The organism is Modestobacter sp. NPDC049651, from assembly GCF_040659695.1.
Taxonomy (GTDB): Bacteria; Actinomycetota; Actinomycetes; order Mycobacteriales; family Geodermatophilaceae; genus Modestobacter.
Genome location: NZ_JBFAOG010000010.1, coordinates 26215 through 43859 on the forward strand (window position 1 = coordinate 26215; position 17645 = coordinate 43859).

18 protein-coding genes and 1 tRNA gene are annotated in these 17645 nt (G+C 75.6%); 9 read left to right on the top strand and 10 right to left on the bottom strand.

All coding sequences use genetic code 11. The annotated features are described in order from the left end of the window. Window positions 1-94 precede the first annotated feature (94 nt). The gene (locus tag AB0J00_RS14650) at window positions 95-1084 is read left to right on the top strand and encodes a YncE family protein (RefSeq protein ID WP_357745669.1); all 990 of its coding nucleotides are present in this window, start codon (window positions 95-97) and stop codon (window positions 1082-1084) included. Window positions 1085-1088: 4 nt separating this feature from the next. Here the strand turns inward: AB0J00_RS14650 and AB0J00_RS14655 are convergent, their stop codons facing one another. Then, window positions 1089-1343, bottom strand: a complete 255-nt coding sequence (locus AB0J00_RS14655) for a hypothetical protein (RefSeq protein ID WP_357745671.1) — start codon at window positions 1341-1343, stop codon at window positions 1089-1091. Window positions 1344-1475: 132 nt separating this feature from the next. On the opposite strand from AB0J00_RS14655, the gene AB0J00_RS14660 reads away from it, so the two are divergent. Next, window positions 1476-1679, top strand: coding sequence for a DUF5703 family protein (locus tag AB0J00_RS14660; RefSeq protein WP_357745674.1), 204 nt, complete (start codon window positions 1476-1478; stop codon window positions 1677-1679). Here AB0J00_RS14660 and AB0J00_RS14665 read toward each other — a convergent pair. Then, window positions 1655-2503: a pentapeptide repeat-containing protein gene (locus AB0J00_RS14665; RefSeq protein ID WP_357745676.1), complete on the bottom strand. Its 849-nt coding sequence runs from the start codon at window positions 2501-2503 to the stop codon at window positions 1655-1657. The genes AB0J00_RS14660 and AB0J00_RS14665 overlap by 25 nt on opposite strands. After that, the gene (locus AB0J00_RS14670) at window positions 2500-3456 is read right to left on the bottom strand and encodes an NADPH:quinone oxidoreductase family protein (protein ID WP_357745679.1); all 957 of its coding nucleotides are present in this window, start codon (window positions 3454-3456) and stop codon (window positions 2500-2502) included. The genes AB0J00_RS14665 and AB0J00_RS14670 overlap by 4 nt, the downstream gene beginning before the upstream one ends. Before the next feature lie 161 nt (window positions 3457-3617). On the opposite strand from AB0J00_RS14670, the gene AB0J00_RS14675 reads away from it, so the two are divergent. Then, window positions 3618-4691: a PP2C family protein-serine/threonine phosphatase gene (locus tag AB0J00_RS14675; protein WP_357745681.1), complete on the top strand. Its 1074-nt coding sequence runs from the start codon at window positions 3618-3620 to the stop codon at window positions 4689-4691. Window positions 4692-4693: 2 nt separating this feature from the next. On the opposite strand, the gene AB0J00_RS14680 is transcribed toward AB0J00_RS14675, so the two are convergent. Together AB0J00_RS14680 and AB0J00_RS14685 are read right to left on the bottom strand one after the other, a co-directional pair. Continuing rightward, the gene (locus tag AB0J00_RS14680) at window positions 4694-5488 is read right to left on the bottom strand and encodes an SDR family NAD(P)-dependent oxidoreductase (RefSeq protein WP_357745683.1); all 795 of its coding nucleotides are present in this window, start codon (window positions 5486-5488) and stop codon (window positions 4694-4696) included. A gap of 4 nt (window positions 5489-5492) precedes the next feature. Continuing rightward, window positions 5493-6821: a M20/M25/M40 family metallo-hydrolase gene (locus AB0J00_RS14685; RefSeq protein ID WP_357745685.1), complete on the bottom strand. Its 1329-nt coding sequence runs from the start codon at window positions 6819-6821 to the stop codon at window positions 5493-5495. A gap of 117 nt (window positions 6822-6938) precedes the next feature. Here AB0J00_RS14685 and AB0J00_RS14690 point away from each other — a divergent pair, with 117 nt between their 5' ends. Further along, entirely contained in the window at window positions 6939-7964 is a 1026-nt protein-coding gene (locus AB0J00_RS14690) for a GGDEF domain-containing protein (protein WP_357745997.1), read from the top strand. 69 nt (window positions 7965-8033) lie between these two features. Continuing rightward, window positions 8034-8121, top strand: a tRNA-Leu gene (locus AB0J00_RS14695). A gap of 504 nt (window positions 8122-8625) precedes the next feature. On the opposite strand, the gene AB0J00_RS14700 is transcribed toward AB0J00_RS14695, so the two are convergent. The 3 genes from AB0J00_RS14700 to AB0J00_RS14710 all read right to left on the bottom strand — a co-directional run bounded on the left by AB0J00_RS14700 (window position 8626) and on the right by AB0J00_RS14710 (window position 13592). Beyond that, window positions 8626-9441: an HDOD domain-containing protein gene (locus tag AB0J00_RS14700; RefSeq protein WP_357745687.1), complete on the bottom strand. Its 816-nt coding sequence runs from the start codon at window positions 9439-9441 to the stop codon at window positions 8626-8628. Continuing rightward, a complete protein-coding gene (locus AB0J00_RS14705) occupies window positions 9438-11441 on the bottom strand; it encodes an EAL domain-containing protein (protein ID WP_357745689.1) in 2004 nt (667 codons plus the stop codon). Before AB0J00_RS14705 ends, AB0J00_RS14700 begins: the two co-directional genes overlap by 4 nt. Before the next feature lie 438 nt (window positions 11442-11879). After that, window positions 11880-13592 carry an MFS transporter gene (locus tag AB0J00_RS14710; RefSeq protein WP_357745691.1) on the bottom strand — a complete coding sequence of 571 codons (1713 nt, stop codon included), beginning with the start codon at window positions 13590-13592 and terminating at the stop codon, window positions 11880-11882. Window positions 13593-13741: 149 nt separating this feature from the next. Between AB0J00_RS14710 and AB0J00_RS14715 the strand changes: the two genes are divergently transcribed. The 4 genes from AB0J00_RS14715 to AB0J00_RS14730 all read left to right on the top strand — a co-directional run bounded on the left by AB0J00_RS14715 (window position 13742) and on the right by AB0J00_RS14730 (window position 16110). Further along, the gene (locus tag AB0J00_RS14715) at window positions 13742-14458 is read left to right on the top strand and encodes a DUF2652 domain-containing protein (RefSeq protein ID WP_357745694.1); all 717 of its coding nucleotides are present in this window, start codon (window positions 13742-13744) and stop codon (window positions 14456-14458) included. 67 nt (window positions 14459-14525) lie between these two features. Beyond that, window positions 14526-15164: a class I SAM-dependent methyltransferase gene (locus AB0J00_RS14720; protein ID WP_357745696.1), complete on the top strand. Its 639-nt coding sequence runs from the start codon at window positions 14526-14528 to the stop codon at window positions 15162-15164. Further along, a complete protein-coding gene (locus AB0J00_RS14725; protein WP_357745697.1) occupies window positions 15161-15736 on the top strand; it encodes a hypothetical protein in 576 nt (191 codons plus the stop codon). Before AB0J00_RS14720 ends, AB0J00_RS14725 begins: the two co-directional genes overlap by 4 nt. Then, window positions 15733-16110: a hypothetical protein gene (locus AB0J00_RS14730; RefSeq protein WP_357745699.1), complete on the top strand. Its 378-nt coding sequence runs from the start codon at window positions 15733-15735 to the stop codon at window positions 16108-16110. The genes AB0J00_RS14725 and AB0J00_RS14730 overlap by 4 nt, the downstream gene beginning before the upstream one ends. Before the next feature lie 32 nt (window positions 16111-16142). Here the strand turns inward: AB0J00_RS14730 and AB0J00_RS14735 are convergent, their stop codons facing one another. Further along, complete coding sequence (locus AB0J00_RS14735; RefSeq protein WP_357745702.1) at window positions 16143-16415, bottom strand: hypothetical protein; 273 nt, start codon at window positions 16413-16415, stop codon at window positions 16143-16145. Window positions 16416-16522: 107 nt separating this feature from the next. Then, complete coding sequence (locus AB0J00_RS14740) at window positions 16523-17503, bottom strand: site-specific integrase (protein WP_357745704.1); 981 nt, start codon at window positions 17501-17503, stop codon at window positions 16523-16525. Window positions 17504-17645 lie beyond the last annotated feature (142 nt).

The window sequence follows — 17645 nt, forward strand, 5'->3', positions numbered from 1 at the left end:
GCGCGTCGGCGCAGGTCAGCGCTCCCACCGAGCGCGGGCATCGATCCACCCGGGTCCGGGCGCGCGAACACCGGGCGTGACCGACCATCAGCGGGTGCGGATCCCTGCCCTGCTGGCCGTCCTGCTGCTCGCCCTGGCCGGCTGCGGCGGCGCGGACGACCGGCCGGCTCCCCGCCCGGGGGCGGCCGAGCCCGCCGACTCCCCCACGCCGACCACCGCACCGGCCGGCACCGTGCTGCCGCTCGCGGACGACCCCGAGGGCATGGTGCTCGACCCGGTCACCGGGCTGCTGGCGGTCGCCGTCCGCCACCCCGACCGGCTGCTGCTGGTCGACGGCGCGACCGGCGCCGTCCGCACCGAGGTGCCGCTGCCCGGGCACGCCCGGCACCTGCAGCTGGCCGCGCCCGGCGGTCCGGTGCTCGTGCCGGCCGAGGACGCGAACACCCTGGTCGAGGTCGCGCTCCCCGGCGGCGGGACGACGGCGGTCCCGGTGGGCACCTACCCGCACGACGCCGCCCGGCTGCCGGACGGCCGGCTGCTGGTGGGCGACGAGCGCGGCGGCACCCTCTCGGTGGTCGACGCCGGCCGGGTGACCGCGACGCTGACCGACCAGCAGCAGCCCGGCGGCGTCGCGGTCGCCGGCGACGTCCCCGGCGTGGTGGACGTCGGGGCCTTCACGCTGTCCACCTACGACCTGGCCGCCGGCCGCCGCACCGCGGTGGTCGCCGCCGGCCGCGGCCCCACCCACGTGGTCGCCGACGACCGCGGGCGCTTCCTGGTCGCCGACACCCGCGGTGACGCCGTCCGCACGTTCTCCGCCACCCCGTTGCGGGAGACCGGGTCGTACCGGCTGCCCGGCACCCCCTACGGGCTGGCGTTCGACCCGTCGCGGCAGCAGCTGTGGGTGACCCTCACCGCCACCAACGAGCTGGTCGTGCTCTCGACCGCCGGGAGCGCGCTGCGCGAGGTCGCCCGGTTCCCGACCGTGCGGCAGCCGAACACGGTCGCCGTCGACCCGGGCAGCGGCCGGGTGTTCGTGGCGAGCCGCACGACCGGCGAGCTGCAGGTGGTCGACCCGGGCTGAGGGGTCAGCTGCGCAGGTCGTCCTCGTCCTCGGGCACCGCGGCCTGCTGCTCCAGCACGTCGTACTCGTCGGCCTCCGCGTCGCCGGGCCGGCGGGTGGTGGAGCTCCCGGGGGCGGCGGTGAGCTGCTGCTCGATGCCGTCGGCCTCCGGCACGTCGTCGGCCAGCGGGCCCACCTCGTCGGCGAGCTCGGCGCCGGTCGGCGCGACGGCGGTGTCCTGCTCCTGGCGGTCGGCGTCGGTGGCTTCGGGATCGGTCACGGTGTGGTCCTCCTGGTCGGCGGGCGTCCGGTCGTGATCACCCTGCCCGGTCGGCGGGCGGCTGACACCCCACGGGAACGCGGTGACGACCAGCACATGACCGGACGGCGTCCGGCAGGCACAATCGAGCGCGTGTCAGTCGCCGGCGAGTACGAGTACGCCCCGCTGCGCATCCCGGCGGGCATCTCGCGCTCGGCGGCCGCGCAGCTCATGAGCCTCCAGGCCGACACCGGTGGGTGGGAGCTCGCCCGGCTGCAGCTGCACGCCGACGGCACCCGCAAGGTCGTCCTGCGCCGCCGGGCGCGGCTGTCCTACCTGCCCGGCCCCATGGTCTGACCTGCCCGGCGCCACGAGCCCGGGTGCTCCAGCACCGCGGGCACCCGGGTCGCGGCGTCCCCGACGGCGGCGGCCAGCTGCGGGCGGGTGAGGAACAGCGCGCCGGCCAGGTCGGCGCCCCGGACGTCGGCCGCGCGCAGGTCCGCGCCGAGCAGGTCGGTGCGGGTGAGGTCGGCGCCGCGCAGGTCCGCCCCGATCAGCAGCGCGCCGCGCAGGTCCGCGCCCACCAGCCGGGTCCGGCGCAGGTCGCGGCCCACCAGGTCGGCGCCGCGGCGGCTGCGGCCGGGGGTCGACGTGCTGGTGTGCGGAGCCCGCACGTGCGCGCTGGCCCGGCCCAGCAGGTCCTCGACCCGGGCCCGGTGCGCGGCCAGGTCGAAGGCCCGCAGGTCCGGCGCCGGCGCGTCGGCGACCGCGGCGGTGCGGTCGGCCAGCGCCCGGGCCTCGTCGTGCAGCGCCGCCGGCACCGGCAGGGTGGCCACCTCGGCCAGGTGCCAGAGCACCTCGTGCAGCTGCCGCATGACCGGCAGGACGGCGAACATCCCGGCCGCCAGCTCCGGCGACTCCCGCCAGCCGCGGCCGCCGGAGGTCGCCTGCACCACCTGCTGACCGGCGCCGAAGCAGTCGAACACCGTGCAGCCGGGGAAGCCGCGCTCGGGCAGCCGGTCGTGGATGCCGCAGCGGTCGTCGGTGCGCAGGTGGACGCACGGCGTCCCGGCCGGCTTGTCGATCGCGAAGTCGGCCGAGGCCGCGAACGCCGGCCCGACGCAGCACAGCCCCGCGCACCGCGCGCAGTCGGCCCGCAGCCGGGTGCGGGGGTCGGTCACGGGCGGAGGACGACCTTGCCGACGGTGCCGCGGTCGGCCAGCGCGGCCATCGCCCGGGGCAGCTGGTCCAGCGGCAGCGTCTCGCCCACCAGCGGGGCGATCGACCCGGCGGTGAACAACCGGCCGAGCTCGGCGTGCACCTGCCCGAAGAGCGCCGGGTCGTGCTTGCGGTACAGCCCCCAGTGCAGGCCGACGATGCTGTAGTTCTTCACCAGCGCGTGGTTCACCGGGGCCTGCGGGATGGTGCCGCTGGTGAAGCCCACGACGACCAGCCGGCCCTCGAACGCGATGCACCGGCGGGAGCCGTCGAACACCGCGCCGCCGACCGGGTCGTAGACGACGTCCGCGCCGTGCCCGCCGGTGATCTCCTTGACCCGGGCGACGAAGTCCTCGGCCGTGTAGTCGATGACGTGGTCGGCGCCGAGCTGCCGGCAGACCTCGGTCTTGCGCGGGCCACCGGCGGTCGCGATCACCCGCGCGCCGGCCGCCTTGCCCAGCTGGACCGCGGCCGAGCCGACCCCGCCGGCGCCGGCGTGCACCAGCAGCCACTCCCCCGGCTGCAGCGCGACCCGGCGGTGCAGCCCCACCCAGCCGGTCTGGTAGGTCAGGTGCAGCGCGGCCGCCTGCTCGTCGGTCATGCCGTCGGGCACCGGGAACGCCGCCGCGGCGTCCATCAGCGCGTACTCGGCGAACGCGCCGGGACCACCGGACGGCGAGCCGAGCACCCGCTGCCCGGTGCCGACGACCTCCCCGCACAGCTCGACGCCGGGGGTGAACGGCAGCGGCGGCCGCTCCTGGTACTCCCCGCGGGTCATCAGCACGTCGGGGAAGTTGAGGCCCGCGGCCAGCACCCGCACCAGCAGCTGGCCGTCGGCGGCTGCCGGCCGCTCGACCTCGTCCAGGGACAGCACGTCGGCGGGGTCGCCGAGGGAGTGGGCTCGCCAGGCACGCATGCGCCCGACAGTGCCAGAACGCGAGCCCGCCGGGATCCCCGGGTGGGCTTCCGCCACGCCGGACGAACGGTCCGGTTCGGCCAGATCCGCCAGTTAGGCTGCGGTGGGTTCGTGGAGCATCACCGTGCGTCCACAGTCGGCTCGGCGGGCGGGAGGCGCAGGTGGACCGGCTCGTGCGCTCCCGGCACCTGCTCCCGCTCACCGCGCTGGCGCTCATCGTCCTGCTGGACCTCGTCATCGGCCGGGGTCACGGCATCATCGGGCTGCTGGTCATGGCGCCGCTGGTGGCGGCGACCTCGGTCGGGCGGCGGGCCACCGCCACCTACGGCGCGGCCGCCTTCGCCGCAGCGGCGCTGCTCGGCTGGTACGACCGGATGTACGAGGCCGACGCGGTCACCGCCCAGGTCGTCCGCCTGGTCGGCCTGGCGGTCGGGACGGTCGTCGCCGTGGTGGCCTGCACGCTGCGGCTGCGGCGCGAGGCCCAGCTGGCCCGGGCCCGGGCGGAGGTCGCCGCCACCCGCGGTTCCGCGCAGCTCGCCGAGCGGCTGCAGCTGAGCCTGCTCACCGACCCGCCCGCCACGCCGGGCCTGGACATGGCGGTGCGCTACCTGCCCGCCGTCCGGCACGCGCAGGTCGGTGGCGACTGGTACGACGCGTTCCCGCTGGGCTGCGGGTCGACCATGCTGGTGATCGGGGACGTCGCCGGGCACGACACGACCGCCGCGGCCACCATGGCGCAGGCGCGGGGCGTGCTGCGCGGCATCGCCCAGTCGGTCGTCGAGTCCCCGGCCGGGGTGCTCGGCGCGCTGGACCGGGCGCTCGGCCGGCTCGGCGTCGACACGCTGATCACGCTGGTCGTGGCCACCGCGGAGGTCCGGCCGGACGGCGCGGTCGTCGTCCGCTGGTCCAACGCCGGGCACCCGCCGCCGGCGGTGCTGCGAGCCGACGGGACGGCGGAGCTGCTGCAGCCGGCCCCCAACCGGCTGATCGGCGCCGGGCCGGTGTGGCGCGACGACCACACCGAGGTGCTGCGGCCCGGCGACACGCTCCTGCTCTACACCGACGGGCTGGTCGAGCGCCGCGGCGTGCCGCTGGACGACAGCATCGACTGGCTCGCCGGCCGGCTGACCGCGCTCGCCGGCCGGCCGCTGGAGGAGCTGTGCGACGCGCTGCTCGCCGGCATGCCCGGGCGGGTGGCCGACGACGTCGCGCTGCTCGCCGTCCGGGTCGGCTGAGGTCAGTCCCCCCGCGGCAGCAGGGACGACGGCAGCCGCGCCGTCTCGCCGGTCGCCGTCCGCGCGGCGGGCACGCCCTTGAACGCGTAGGGCACCGCGCCCACCCCGGGCTGGACGACGTACGCCGCGCCCGGCTCGGCACCGGCCCACGCGGCGGCCAGCGCCTCGGCGACCTCCGCGGCCGACAGCACCGGGAAGCCCGCGTCGTCGAACGCCGCGCGCAGCGGGTCGATGATCGAGGTGTCGGCGAAGCCGGGGCAGACCGCGCTCAGCGTGATGCCGTCGGCGACGAGCCGCGGGGCCAGCGACCGGACGAACGCCACCGCGCCGGCCTTGGCCACGCTGTACCCGGGGTCGGTGGCGACCGGTGCCAGGCCGGCCAGCGACGCGGTCACCACGATCGACCCGCCGCCGGCCCGGCGCAGCGCCGGGAGCGCGGCCTCGGTGCCGTAGACGACGCCGAGCAGGTCGACGTCCAGCACGCGGAGGAACTCGTCGACGTCCAGGGCGTCCCGGCTGCTGCCGGCGATGCCGGCGTTGAGGAAGGCGGCGTCCAGCCGGCCGTGCTCCGCCTCCACCTGCGCGACGACGGCGGCGTTGGCGGCCCGGTCGGTGACGTCCAGCGGCAGGAACGGCGCACCGAGGTCGGCGGCGGCCGACCGGGCGCGCTCGCCGTCGAGGTCGGCGAGGACGACGGTGACGTCGCGCTCGCGCAGCAGCGCGGCCAGCGCCCGGCCGAAGCCGCCGGTGCCGCCGGTGACCAGGGCGACGCTGCCCGGGGTCGGGGTGGGGGTCATGGGTTCAGACCTCCCGCAGGAACCGGTCGAGCACCCGGATGCCGAAGTGCAGCGAGTCGACGGCGATCCGCTCGTCGATGCCGTGGAACAGCGAGGCGAAGTCGAGGTCGGCGGGCAGCCGGAGCGGCGAGAAGCCGAAGCAGCGCATGCCCAGGGTCTCGAAGCTCTTGGCGTCGGTGCCGCCGGCCATGGTGAACGGCACCGCGCGGGCGCCGGGGTCCTCCGCCTGCAGCGCCGCGGCCATGAGGTCGACGGTCGGCCCGTCGAACGTCGTCTCGACCGCCTGGTCGTAGGTGATCCACTCGCGGGTGACGCCCGAGCCGAGCAGCTCGTCGACCTGCTTCTCGAACGCCTCCTCCTGCCCGTAGAGGAAGCGGCCGTCGACGGTGGCGCTGGCGGTGCCGGGGATGACGTTGGTCTTGTAGCCGGCGTCGAGCATCGTGGGGTTGACCGTGTTGCGCAGCGCGGCGCCGATCATCCGGCTGATGCTGCCCAGCCGGGCGAGGCCCTCGTCGGGCTCGTCGGGGTCGATCTCGATGCCGTAGGCGTCGCCGACCTCGTCGAGGAACTGGCGCATCGGCGGGGTGAGCACCGTGGGCATCCGGGTCGAGCCGATCCGGGCGATGGCCGCGGCGAGCCGGGTGACGGCGTTGTCGTCGTGCACGAACGAGCCGTGCCCGGGGCGGCCCGAGGCGGTCAGCTTCATCCAGGCCAGCCCCTTCTCGGCGGTCTGGACCAGGTAGAGGCGCAGGTCGTCGCGGACGGTGATGCTGAACCCGCCGACCTCGCTGATCGCCTCGGTGCAGCCCTCGAACAGGTCGGCGTGGTGGTCGACCAGGTAGTGGGCGCCGTGCTTGCCGCCGGCCTCCTCGTCGGCGACGAACGCCAGCACGATGTCGCGGTCGGGCTTGACGCCGGTGCGGGCCCAGTCGCGCACCAGCGCGAGGGTCATGGCGTCCATGTCCTTCATGTCGACGGCACCGCGGCCCCACACGTAGCCGTCGCGCTCCTCGCCGGCGAACGGGTGCACGCTCCACTCGGCGGGGTCGGCCGGGACGACGTCCAGGTGGCCGTGCACCAGCAGCGCCGGGCGGTCCCGGTTCGCCCCCTCGATGCGGGCGACCAGGCTGGCCCGGCCGGGCTCGGACTCGTGGACGACGCTGCTGATCCCGACCTCGTCGAGCTTCCCGGCGACCCACTCCGCCGCGGCGCGCTCGCCCTTGCCGGTGCGGGTGTCGCCGGTGTTGGTCGTGTCGATGCGGATCAGGTCGGACAGCAGCTCCGCGACCTCGGACTGGGCGGCGGCGAGCGGTTCCGGGGTGGGCTGCGACATGCGGCCGAGCCTAGGACGGCGGACGGGACGGCGCGGTGTCGACCACCGCTCCCCCGCCGGGGTGAGCCGGCGCTACGGCCCGGCCGGTCCGCGGCCGATGTCGTACCCGTGACGATCATGGCCGGGTTGCGCGCCCGCGACCCCCGCGCGGCGGCGCGGTCGTGCGTCCTCATCCTGCTGGTCTGCGCCGGTGTGCTGTGCGCGTTCAACCTCACCGGGATGAGCGGGGGCTCCGCCGCCGCCGAGTCCGCCACCTGGGTGGGCATCGGGATCGAGCTGGTGCTCATCGCGCTGTGCACCCGCGTGCGGCCGGAGGTCCTCGACCGCTCGGGGCTGCTCGTCGTGGTGGGGCTGAGCGGGGTCACGCTCATCTGCTCGCTCAACCTGGTCACCGAGGACCCCTCGGCCGCCGCGCAGGCCTTCCTCGCCCTGCCGGTGCTGTGGGCGTCGTCCTACTTCCGGGCCGGCGCGGTGCTGCTGATCACGGCGGCGGCCGTCACCGGCGACGCGGTCACGCTCTTCCTGCTGGCGCCGCTGGGGACGGCGTTCACCGACGCCGTGTTCTTCGGCGCCGTGCTGGTGCTGATCGCGCTCATGCAGACCCGGTCCAACCGCACGCAGGACCGGCTGGTGGCCGCGCTGCACGAGCAGGCGACGGTGGACGCGCTGACCGGGCTGGCGAACCGGCGGTCCTTCGACGAGGCGCTCGGCACCGCGGTGCGACGTCCGCGGCCGGCCGGCACCGCCGTGGTGCTCATCGACGTCGACCGGTTCAAGTCGATCAACGACGCGTACGGCCACCCGGTCGGCGACGCGGCGCTCGTGCACGTGTCCGGTCTGCTGCGGGGGCGGGTCCGGGCCGGGGACGCGGTGCTGGCCCGGCTGGGCGGCGACGAGCTGGCGGTGCTGCTGCCGGGGTGCGGGGAGACGACCGCGGTGCACCGCGCGCAGGACCTGCTCGACGCGGTCGCCGCCCGGCCGCTGCGCCTGGACGACGGCACGCTGGTGCCGCTGTCGCTGAGCATCGGGGTGGCGCACACCGCCACCGCGACCGGCGCCGAGGACCTCTACTCGGCCGCCGACGGCGCGCTGTACCGGGCCAAGCGCGGCGGCCGGGGACGGGTGGCGACACCGGCCCGCTGACCGGACACCGGCCCACCGCGGGGGGTGTGCAGGACCGCCCGCGCGATCCGCTACGCTGATCGCACACTCGTCCGGGTGGCGGAATGGCAGACGCGCTAGCTTGAGGTGCTAGTGCCCTTTGCGGGGCGTGGGGGTTCAAGTCCCCCCTCGGACACCACGACGTGGGAGCTCTCCCACCTCCATCGGCCGGAAGCGGCCGCTGCGCAACCTGACCACACGGTTCCCCTCCTCCCGAGGTGCGCGATCATCCCGGGACTCCCGCGGCCCAGCCGTCGGCGAACCGCACCCGCCCACGGCGCTCGACGGTGCCGGCCGGGCGGCGGTGCGCCGACCTCTGGACGTCACTGCGCACGCGGCGGCCCGGCACTGATCCGCATCCCCAACGCCGCTCCCCCGCCGTCCTGCCCGGCTCTCTCGAGAGCCAACGGCCGCACTGCGCGTCGACCGCGCTGCCGCTGGACGGCCCCGGGGGCTCACCCAGAGCCCGGGCTCGGGTGTCCGGCCGGCATCCCCGCGATCAGCGGCGCGACGGCCTCGGCTGTCGCGGGCACGGCCTGACGCACGAACGACCACCGCGCGGTGCCAGGCGCTCCGGTGCAGGGCCCCGACGACCGGGAGGTCGGCCGGGGGACGCGGTCCAGGCGAACCTCCCGTCCGCAGCTCAGCCCAGCAGGGCCAGTCGCAGCTCCTCGGCCTCGACGCGCACCCGATCGACGACGGAGAGCAGTTGGTCCTCCGTGAGCATCGCGCCGCACAGGCCACCGACCGGCACCGGCTCGTAGTCGGGGACGCCCAGTCGGTTGGCCACCTCGAAGGCGACGCGCAGCAGGGCACCCTCGGGGGCAGCCGGCTGCTCGAGCCGGTCGAGCGCGGTCACCATCCGGGGCGGGAAACCCCAGTGGTCGAGGGCCACCGAGGTCATGCGCAGGGCGTGGACGCCGTACCGGTCGAGTTCGGCCGAGCGCCGACGCAGGAGGACCGGCTCCTCACGGCACAGCTCTGCGTACCCCTCGGGGTCGTCGTGGTGGAGCAGTGCGACCCCCAACTGGGCGAGCATGCCCAGGCACAGGGCGTCCGGTGGTCGCTCACCGAAGCGGGGAGCGACCGTGGCTGCCGCTTGGGCCACGTGCGTACCGCTCAGCCAGAACCCCGGCGGCAGCTGCTCCTCGTCGTCCAGGTCCGTGAGCGAGACGGTGGCCAGGGTGCGCACCGTCATGAAGCCGACCACCGAGATGGCGAACTGCAGCGAGCTGACCCGCCCGCGCATGCCGTAGTAGGCCGAGTTGGCCAGCTTCATCACCCGCCCGGTGAGCGCCACGTCGGCCGCCAGGAGGCCGGCCAGCTCCTTGGCGCCCGCATCGTCGGCGCTGGTCATGGCGACCACCTGGGCGGCGACCGGCTTCTGCGCGGCCATCGTGTCGATGCCGGCCAGCACGGTGGCCATGTCGATCGGTGCCTGCGGAGCACGCACGCTCACTGGCCGATCTCCTCTCGTCGTGCCGCGAACCAGCGGGTGCACTCGGCACCGCTCATCGGCCGGGCCAGGAAGAAGCCCTGCAGGTAGCTGACCCCCAGCCGGGCGAGCTCGTCGGCCTGCTGCGTGGTCTCGACGCCTTCGGCGACCGTGGTCAGTCCCAACGTCCGCGCCAGGGCTATGACCATCGCCGCGATCTCCTCCCCGCCGCTGGCCAGGTCCGCGACGAACGACCGGTCGACCTTGAGGCAGTCCACCGGCAGATGCCGTAGGTAGGCGAGCGACGAGTACCCGGTCCCGAAGTCGTCGATCGCCAGGTGCACACCGAGGTCGCGGAGCTCCTGCAGGACACCGCGCGCGAAGGCCGGGTCGCCCATCAACGCCGACTCGGTCAGCTCGATGGAGAGCCGGCCCGGCTGCAGGCCGTGACGGTCCAGCGCGGCGGCGACCAGCGCAGGCAGCGTGGCGTCGAGCTGCAGGGCCGACACGTTCACGTTGCCCACCCGGGGCGCAGCCGGCCCCAGCCGGCAGTCCCACTCGGCCAGCTGACGGCAGGTCTCGTCCAGGACGAGCAGGCCGAGTTGGCCGATCAGCCCGCTGGTCTCGGCGAGCGGCACGAACACCTCCGGCGACACCAGCCCACGGGTGGGGTGCTCCCAGCGGGACAGCGCCTCGACCGCGACGAGCCGGCCGTCCTGCGCGGCGAGGATCGGCTGGTACCAGACCTGCAGCGCGCGCTGCTCGATGCCGTCGCGGAGGTCGGACACCAGTGCGAGCCTGTCGCGGGCCGTGGTGCGAGCACGCTGGTCGAGCAGCGCGGCCCGCCCCTTCCCCTCCGCCTTGGCCTGGGACAGCGCGATGTCGCAGTCGCGGATCAGGTCCTCGGGGCTGGTGTGCTCCGCCGTCTGCACCATGACGCCGACGCTGACGCTCGGCCGGAGTTGCACGCCGTTGAGCTCCACCGGGGCAGCCAGCGCCGTCACCAGCCGCTCGGCCAGCGACACCACCCGGGCCTCGGTGACCGAGCCGCACACCACGACGAACTCGTCACCTCCGAAGCGGACCACCAGGTCGTCGGGGCGCACCGCCAGGTGCAGCCGCTCCGCGATCAGCTTCAGCAGGACGTCGCCCGCCCCGTGGCCCAGTGAGTCGTTGACCAGCTTGAAGTCGTCGACGTCCAGGAACAGGCAGGCCAGGCCCTCGGTGCCGGGCACGAAGCGGTCCGCCATCCACCGTGCCAGGTGCGTGCGGTTGGGGAGATCGGTCAACGTGTCGTGCTCGGCCTGGTGGACCAGGCGTGCCTCGAAGGCCAGCCGCTCGGTGATGTCCTCCAGGGTCCCGACGAACCCGACTCCCACCCCCGGGGTGTGCACGCGGCTCAGCCGCAGGACGGCCTGCCGGCTGTCCCCGTCGGGGCGCGCGAGGGTCACGGGCACCGACGCGGTGTCGCTGCCCTCCAGGACCGAGGCGACCTGGTCGACCACCCGATCGGCGTCGTGGGGGTCGATGAACGTCAACCACCCGGTGCCCAGCAGCTGCTCGGCGGGGGCGCCCGCCAGGTGGCAGAAGGCCTCGTTGACGTGCGCCAGGCGCATGCCCTGCTCGGACAGCAGCAACGGGACCGGCGACCGTTCGGTCACCGCGGCGAACCGCCGTTCGTGAGCATCGGCGCTGGCCTGCAGCGCTCGCTGGAGCTCGTTGGCCGTCGAGATGATGCGCACCGTCCACCGACGACCGCCGGGCTCGGGCATGGTGAGCAGCACGGCCTCCACCGGTCCGCCCGCTGCCCGCGCCACCTGCACGGTCAGCTGGGTGCTGCTCTCGGACGCGAACAGCCACCGCAGGTGAGCCACCTCGACGTCGGGCAGCAACTGCACGAGAGGGAGCCCGCGCAGCTCCGCGGCGGACCGGCCGATCACCCGACTGGCCTGGTCGTTGGCCCAGCTCACCCGGAGGACGTCGGCCTCGAGGTCGACGACCAGGAGCGCAGCCTCCCCGGTCACCTCCGCTGAGGAAGGAGGTGCCGGCAGGACCACCGAGGCGTCGACATCCCCGACCGCACCCCTGTACATGCTGCCCCCGTCATCGGCCAGAACGTGATCGAACGATCACAGTCGGTAGTACATGACTGAATGGTGCACTGCCAGCCGCCGTGCGAGGTGTCTCGACACCCGATCTCGCCCCTTGGGGGGTGACTTCGGGACGAGACGCCTGATGTCGTGCCGCCCGCTGTCCGGGGCCGTCGCACGATGCATTCGCGGCCCGTCGTCCAACCGCCCGGTGAGCGATCGACCGATGCGGTACTGCGTCGCCCTCCCCGCGTCGACCTGCCGGCAGTACTCGCCCGCCCGGTAGCAGGCCGCTGGCCAGCTCCTGGATCGGCGCGGTGCCCGAGCCCCTGGGACAGCACGCGGCTCCGCGACATCACGCCGTCCCCCTGATCACCGCGGAGCTGATGGCCCCTCGGCCCGGGGGTCCGGGCTCTCGTCGCGGTCGGGCTCCCCTCCTGGAGCGCGTCGCTCCAGGTCCTCCGCGAGGTAGCCGCTGACGCGACGTTCGGCGGTCGAGGAGGTGGCCGAGAACCCGCTGACGGCCGCGACGAAGTCGGGGCCGCTGAGCGCAGCCAGCTCCGTGTCCTCCACCGCGCGCACGGCCGCCGTCCGAGGAACCGCGCGGAGCAGCGCGATCTCACCGAAGGCGTCACCCGGACCGAGGCGCCGGACCTCCCTCCCGTCGCGGATCACCGCGACCGAGCCGGACTCGACGACGTAGAAGTCGTCGCCCGGGTCTCCTTGGCCGAAGACCTCGCCCCCCGCCGGCACGGGCGTCCGGCGCAGCCGCTGCGCCAGTCCCTCGATGGCAGGGACCGGCAGCAGGCGCAGCATGCCGACCCGGCGGAGCAGGACGATCCGGTCCTTCCGCACCCCGATGTCGGCGTCGGTGGCCCGCAGTGAGGTCCAGCGCACCGCGACCGCGAGCGGCAGGAGGCAGCCGGTGACGACGAGCGCCCCGGTCCCGCCCAGCCCGGCGACGAGGGCCGGGACCGTCAGCGACCCCAGCGCCAGCGCCAGGGAGAACACCGCCTCGGTCAGTGCGAGCACCCGGGCCAGCGTCTCGTCGGGGACGAGCCGCTGCAGGAGGGTGAACCCGGTGACGTCGACGAGCGCATTGGCGGCGCCGACGACGAGGAGCGCGCCGACCGCCACGTAGTCGCCGCTGCGCAGGCCGACGAGCACGAGAGGCAGCCCCCACAGCGCGATCCCGGCACCGAAGAGCGTGCCCAGCCGGGCACTGCCAGCGGCTCCGATCGACACCGTCGCAGCGACGAGCCCGCCCACCCCGAACGCCGACCACAGCAGCCCGACACCGGGGCGGCCGAGGTCCGTCACGTCGACCGCCACGACGACCGCCAGCACCGTCAGGGCGCCGCGCACCAGGCACTGCACGCCGCCCAGGAGGATCACGTCCGCCGCCCGGGGCCGGCGGCGCAGTTCACGGAAGCCGTCGGTGACGTCGGCGAGGACGCTCGAGCGCGCTCTCGGCCTCCCCGCCGCCGGTCGCGGGGACTCGTAGCGCAAGGCTGCGGCCAGCGCACCGGCGACCGCGGCGAGCACGGCCACCGCACCGAAAGCGACGGCCGCGTCCGAGACGGCGAGCAGGGCAGCAGCGGCCAGCGGGCCGATCAGCGCCGCCGCGCCGTCCAGGATCGAGCGGACCGCGTTCACCCCGGCAAGCTCCTCCGGCGTGGTGCACAGCGTCGGGAACAGGGCGCCGAGGACCGGCCGGTACGCGGCATGGCAGACGGTGGAGACGGTCAGGAGCGCGTACACGGCGGTCGGCCGGTCGACGGCCGCGGCCAACCCCGCTCCCCCCGCGGTGATCGCCCGCAGGCCGCACGCCACCACGAGCAGGCGGCGACGGTCGATCCGGTCGGCCAGCGCGCCCAGCCACGGGAGCGCGATCGTCGCGGGCAGCACCCGCAGGAACCCGATGACGCCGACCCCGACGGCGCCGTGGGTGTCGAACGCGTACACCGTCATCGCGGTGAGGAACAGGAACTCACCCGTCCACGCCAGCAGCGACGACAGCTGCGCGGACCGGAGGTTGCGGTTGCCCGCCACCGACGCCCAGGCCTCGCGGTAGGCACCCGGCACGGCGCGGACGCTAGCAGCGCAGAGGCGTTCCGAGGGGCCTCCCGCGGCCCCGGGAGGGTACGGTGCGCCCTCGTCGACGACGGGATGCCGCGCTGAGAGTGCACGGCCGAGCACCGCCGACGGGGGCGCCGAGGGCGCTAGGGTCCGGCATGGCGACTCGCCGCGCGCTGCTGCTGATCGCCGACATCGGCGGGTACACGCAGTACATGCAGTTCCATCGCAGCGTCCTCGGGCACGCGGAGGCGGCCACCCGGCGCATGCTCGACCGGGTCGTCGGTGCCGCCCGGGGTTTCGACCTGGTCGAGATCGAGGGCGACGCCGCCTTCCTCTCCCGGGACGTCGAGGGCCTGGACGGTCCCGCCACGCTGTCGGCCGTCACGCGCGCCGTCGTCGACATGCACCGCGCCTTCCACGTGGAGCGCCGGTTCGTCGAGCTCAACATGTGCCCGTGCGGCAGCTGCACCCGGACCAGTGACCTGACGTTGAAGTTCGTCGCGCACGTGGGCGACGTCGCGACGCAGACCATCAGGCGCCGGAAGAAGCTGGTCGGCGTGGACGTCATCTACGTCCACCGGCTCCTCAAGAACGCCGTCGACGTCCCCGAGTACCTCCTCGTCTCCGACGACCTCCACCGCAGCGGCGGCACCGCCGCCGCCGCCCTGCCGATGCGGGAGATGCCCCAGGACCTCGAAGGCATCGGCCCGGTGCAGACCTTCTTCGTGGACGTCGGGGACATGACAGCGCCCGTGGCGCTGCCCGATCCCTCGTTGCGGCGGCGCATCGGGCACACGTTCAGCATGGTCGGACGGGGGCTGCCCCACGTCCTCCCCCGCCGGACACCGCGCACGCTCGCGGCAGCGGACTGACCGCTGCCGGTCCGACGACCCCCGGCGGCCGAGGCGTGCCGCTCCGCTCCCGGGGGTAGTCGCGGGCATGGCCCAGACCAGAGCCGACCGTGACCCGGCCACCGTCCCGCCGACCTACCTGGACGCCAACCGGCTCTGGGTGGACTCCCGGCTGCGTGCCGCGGTCGCGGTGCGCGTCGAGGGGCCCGTGCTGGAGCGGCTGGGTGCCCGCGGGGCCCGGTGCGTGGAGATCGGCACCGGCCGCCGCGCGCTCGGGGCGCGCTGTGCGCTCACCCGGCTCGGGGCCACCGAGGTCCGCGCGTTCGACCTGCACGCCGCCACCGTGGCGCGCGCCCGGCAGCGCACGGCCGACCTGGGCGACCGGCTGCGGCTGCAGGTGTGCGACGCGACCTGCCTGCCGGTGGAGACCGGCAGCGTCGACCTGGTCGTCGACCTGCACGCCCTGCACCACATCGAGGACTGGCGGACGGCCGTCCGCGAGTGCGCCCGGATGCTCCGGCCGGGCGGACAGCTCGCGCTGGCCGAGATGACCCGGCGGTTCGTCGACGCGCCGTGGCTGCGCGCGGTCTCCCGGCACCCCGCCGACCGGTTCGACGCCGACGAGCTGCTCGCGGAGCTGCGCGCCGCCGGCTTCGAGCTGGGTCCGGCGGACGTCGTCCGGCGGATGGGCGACCGCTGGGTCGCCGCCGTCGCCCGCCGGGTGTGACCGCCGCGCAGGCGGTCCGGCCCGCGCCGGTCGTCGCTGCGGCGCTCCGGCTGCTTAGTCGCCGCGCTGCCCCCGCCTACGCCGCGGCGGCGGTCGCCACGCTGGTCAACACGGTGCCCGACGTCCTGCGCCAGGTGCTCGTCTGGGACGACCCCAGCCGGGGGCACGCCCTGCTCGTCGACGTCGTCGGCTTCCTCACCGGGCTGGTCGCCCAGCTGTGGGTGACCGGCGCCGTCGCCGGTCTCACCGCCGGGGACCGCGGGACCTGGCGCGGGGCGCTGACCGGCGGCACGGCACTGGCGTGGCGGGCGGTGCGCCGCTCGCCGGCGACCGTGCTGGCCGGGGTCGTTCTCGGTGGAGGCGTGTCCGCGGTGCTCACCCTGCCGGCGTCGATCGCCGCGCTCGGGTTCGGGCAGGTGCTCGGGCCGCTCGACGGGCCGTCGGTCGCCGCCTTCGCCGTGGCGGCCGTCAGCGATGCGGTCGCCAGCTGCGTCACGCTGCCCTTCCTCGGCCTCGTCCTCGCCCTGACCGGGGGTTCGGCCACCCCGCGCCCGGGCAGACCACCGCGGTGACCGAGACCTGGGACACCACCCGCAAGAGCGTCGGCAGCCTGTCCGTCTGGCTGGGCACGGCGGCGCTGTTCGCTCCCCGCGCGATCACCCGCGCCCTCGGGGTGCGCGAGGTCGCCACCTCCACCGACGTCGCGCTCCCGCTGCTGGTGCGGCTGGTCGCCGCGCGCAACATCGCGATGGGCGCCGCCCTGCTCGTGCAGCCGGCCCCGCAGGCGCGGCGCACCACCGAGATCACCCTGCTGCTCACCGCGCTGGACGCCGCCGCCGTGTACACGGCCGCGGCCGGCGGGGACGTCGCCCGGCGCAGCGCGGTGCTGTCGACGGTCGTCCTGGGACTCGCCTCGGCCGGAGCGGTCGTCTGGCACCGCCGGTGAGACCGGGCGCTGCCGTTCCCTGACCGGGGGCCTCAGGGCCCGTCCAGGCCGGGCAGCCGCGGATCCGGCTCCCGGTCGGCGACGGTCCAGGCGGTGCGCCCGTGCAGTGGCGGGGTCTTCGACCCGTCGGTGAACCAGACCACGACGCCGCCCCGCGCCCGGCAGTGCGCGCGCACCTCCCGCACCTCGCTGCCGCGCCGGGACCGGGCCGGCCGCACCAGCGGCAGGCCGAAGTCCGTGCCCTCGGCCGGGGTCGTCAGCACCAGCTGCCCCGCGGGCAGGTGGGCAGTCCCGACGGTGGTCATCGCCCGTTCCTCCCCTCCGGCACCCGTGTTCGAACGCATGTTCGATGGTGGCACCGGACGGGCCCGCTGTCGACTCCCCACGCCGCGCCGTCCGCACCCTCCCCGGGTCAGAGGCCGAGCCGGGCGGACGCCGGATCGGCCCACCGGCTGCTCGCGTCGTAGCCGCGCAGCGTGGTCACCGACGCCCACCGGCCGGTGCGGGCCAGCTCCCGCTCGCTGACCCCGGCCCGGTAGCCCTCGGTGGCGAACGACCGGCGCAGGCTGTGCGGGCTCAGCCCCTCGGTCGGGACGCCGGCACGCTCGGCGGCCCGGTGCAGCACCAGCCGCACCGACGACCGCGCCATCCGCGCCGTGCCGATCCGCGGCCGGGCGCCGCGGCCGACGCTGCGGAACAGCGGCCCGTCCGCGCCGGCCAGCCCGGCCGCCTCCACCCAGGCCTGCAGCGCCCGCACGGGGCAGGTCTGCGCCCGCACCCCGGGCGCCAGGGCCAGCACCTCCCCCGCGCCCTCCTGGTCGGTCTTGGACCACCGGACGGTGACGTCCAGGCCGCCGTGGCCGGCCGCGGCCAGGTCGCCCACGTCCAGGCCGCAGACGTCCGACGCGCGCAGGCCCAGCGCGAACGACACCAGGATCAGCGCCCGGTCGCGCACGCCGGCCACCCCGTCGGGCAGGTCGGCGACCAGCGCCCGGATGGTCGCGGTGTCCAGCGCGCGGGCCTTCTTCGGCCGGCGGCCGCTGCGGGCCGCCGTCCGGCGGATGCCGCGCAGCACCGCCCGGGTGCCCGGGTGCTCCGACGGGCTGGGGAGCCCGGCCTCCCGGTGCGCGTGCCCGATCCCCGACAGCCGGCGGGCGACGGTCCGCGGGCTGGCGCCGGCGTCCCCGAGCTCGGCCAGGTAGCTGGCGACCGCCGCGTCGGCCGCGGGCAGCGGGACGAACCCACGCTGCCGGGCCCACTCCGACCAGGCGCGGAAGTCCCCGGCGTAGGCCCGCCGGGTGGCGTCGGCCTTCGCCGCGGTGAGGTACCGCCCCACTGCCGCCACGTCCCCCGGCAGCAGGAGTCCGCCGGTGCCGTCGTTCGTCACCGGCACCGCATCGGCTGCTCCGTCACCATTCCGTCGCGAGGACTCCATAACAGTTGATTATGGAGTGCTGCGGCCGCTCACTCCACCGGACGTCAGCCGTCCGTTCGTTCGTCAACTGCATCAGACTGACGAACGAGCGCACACTCAT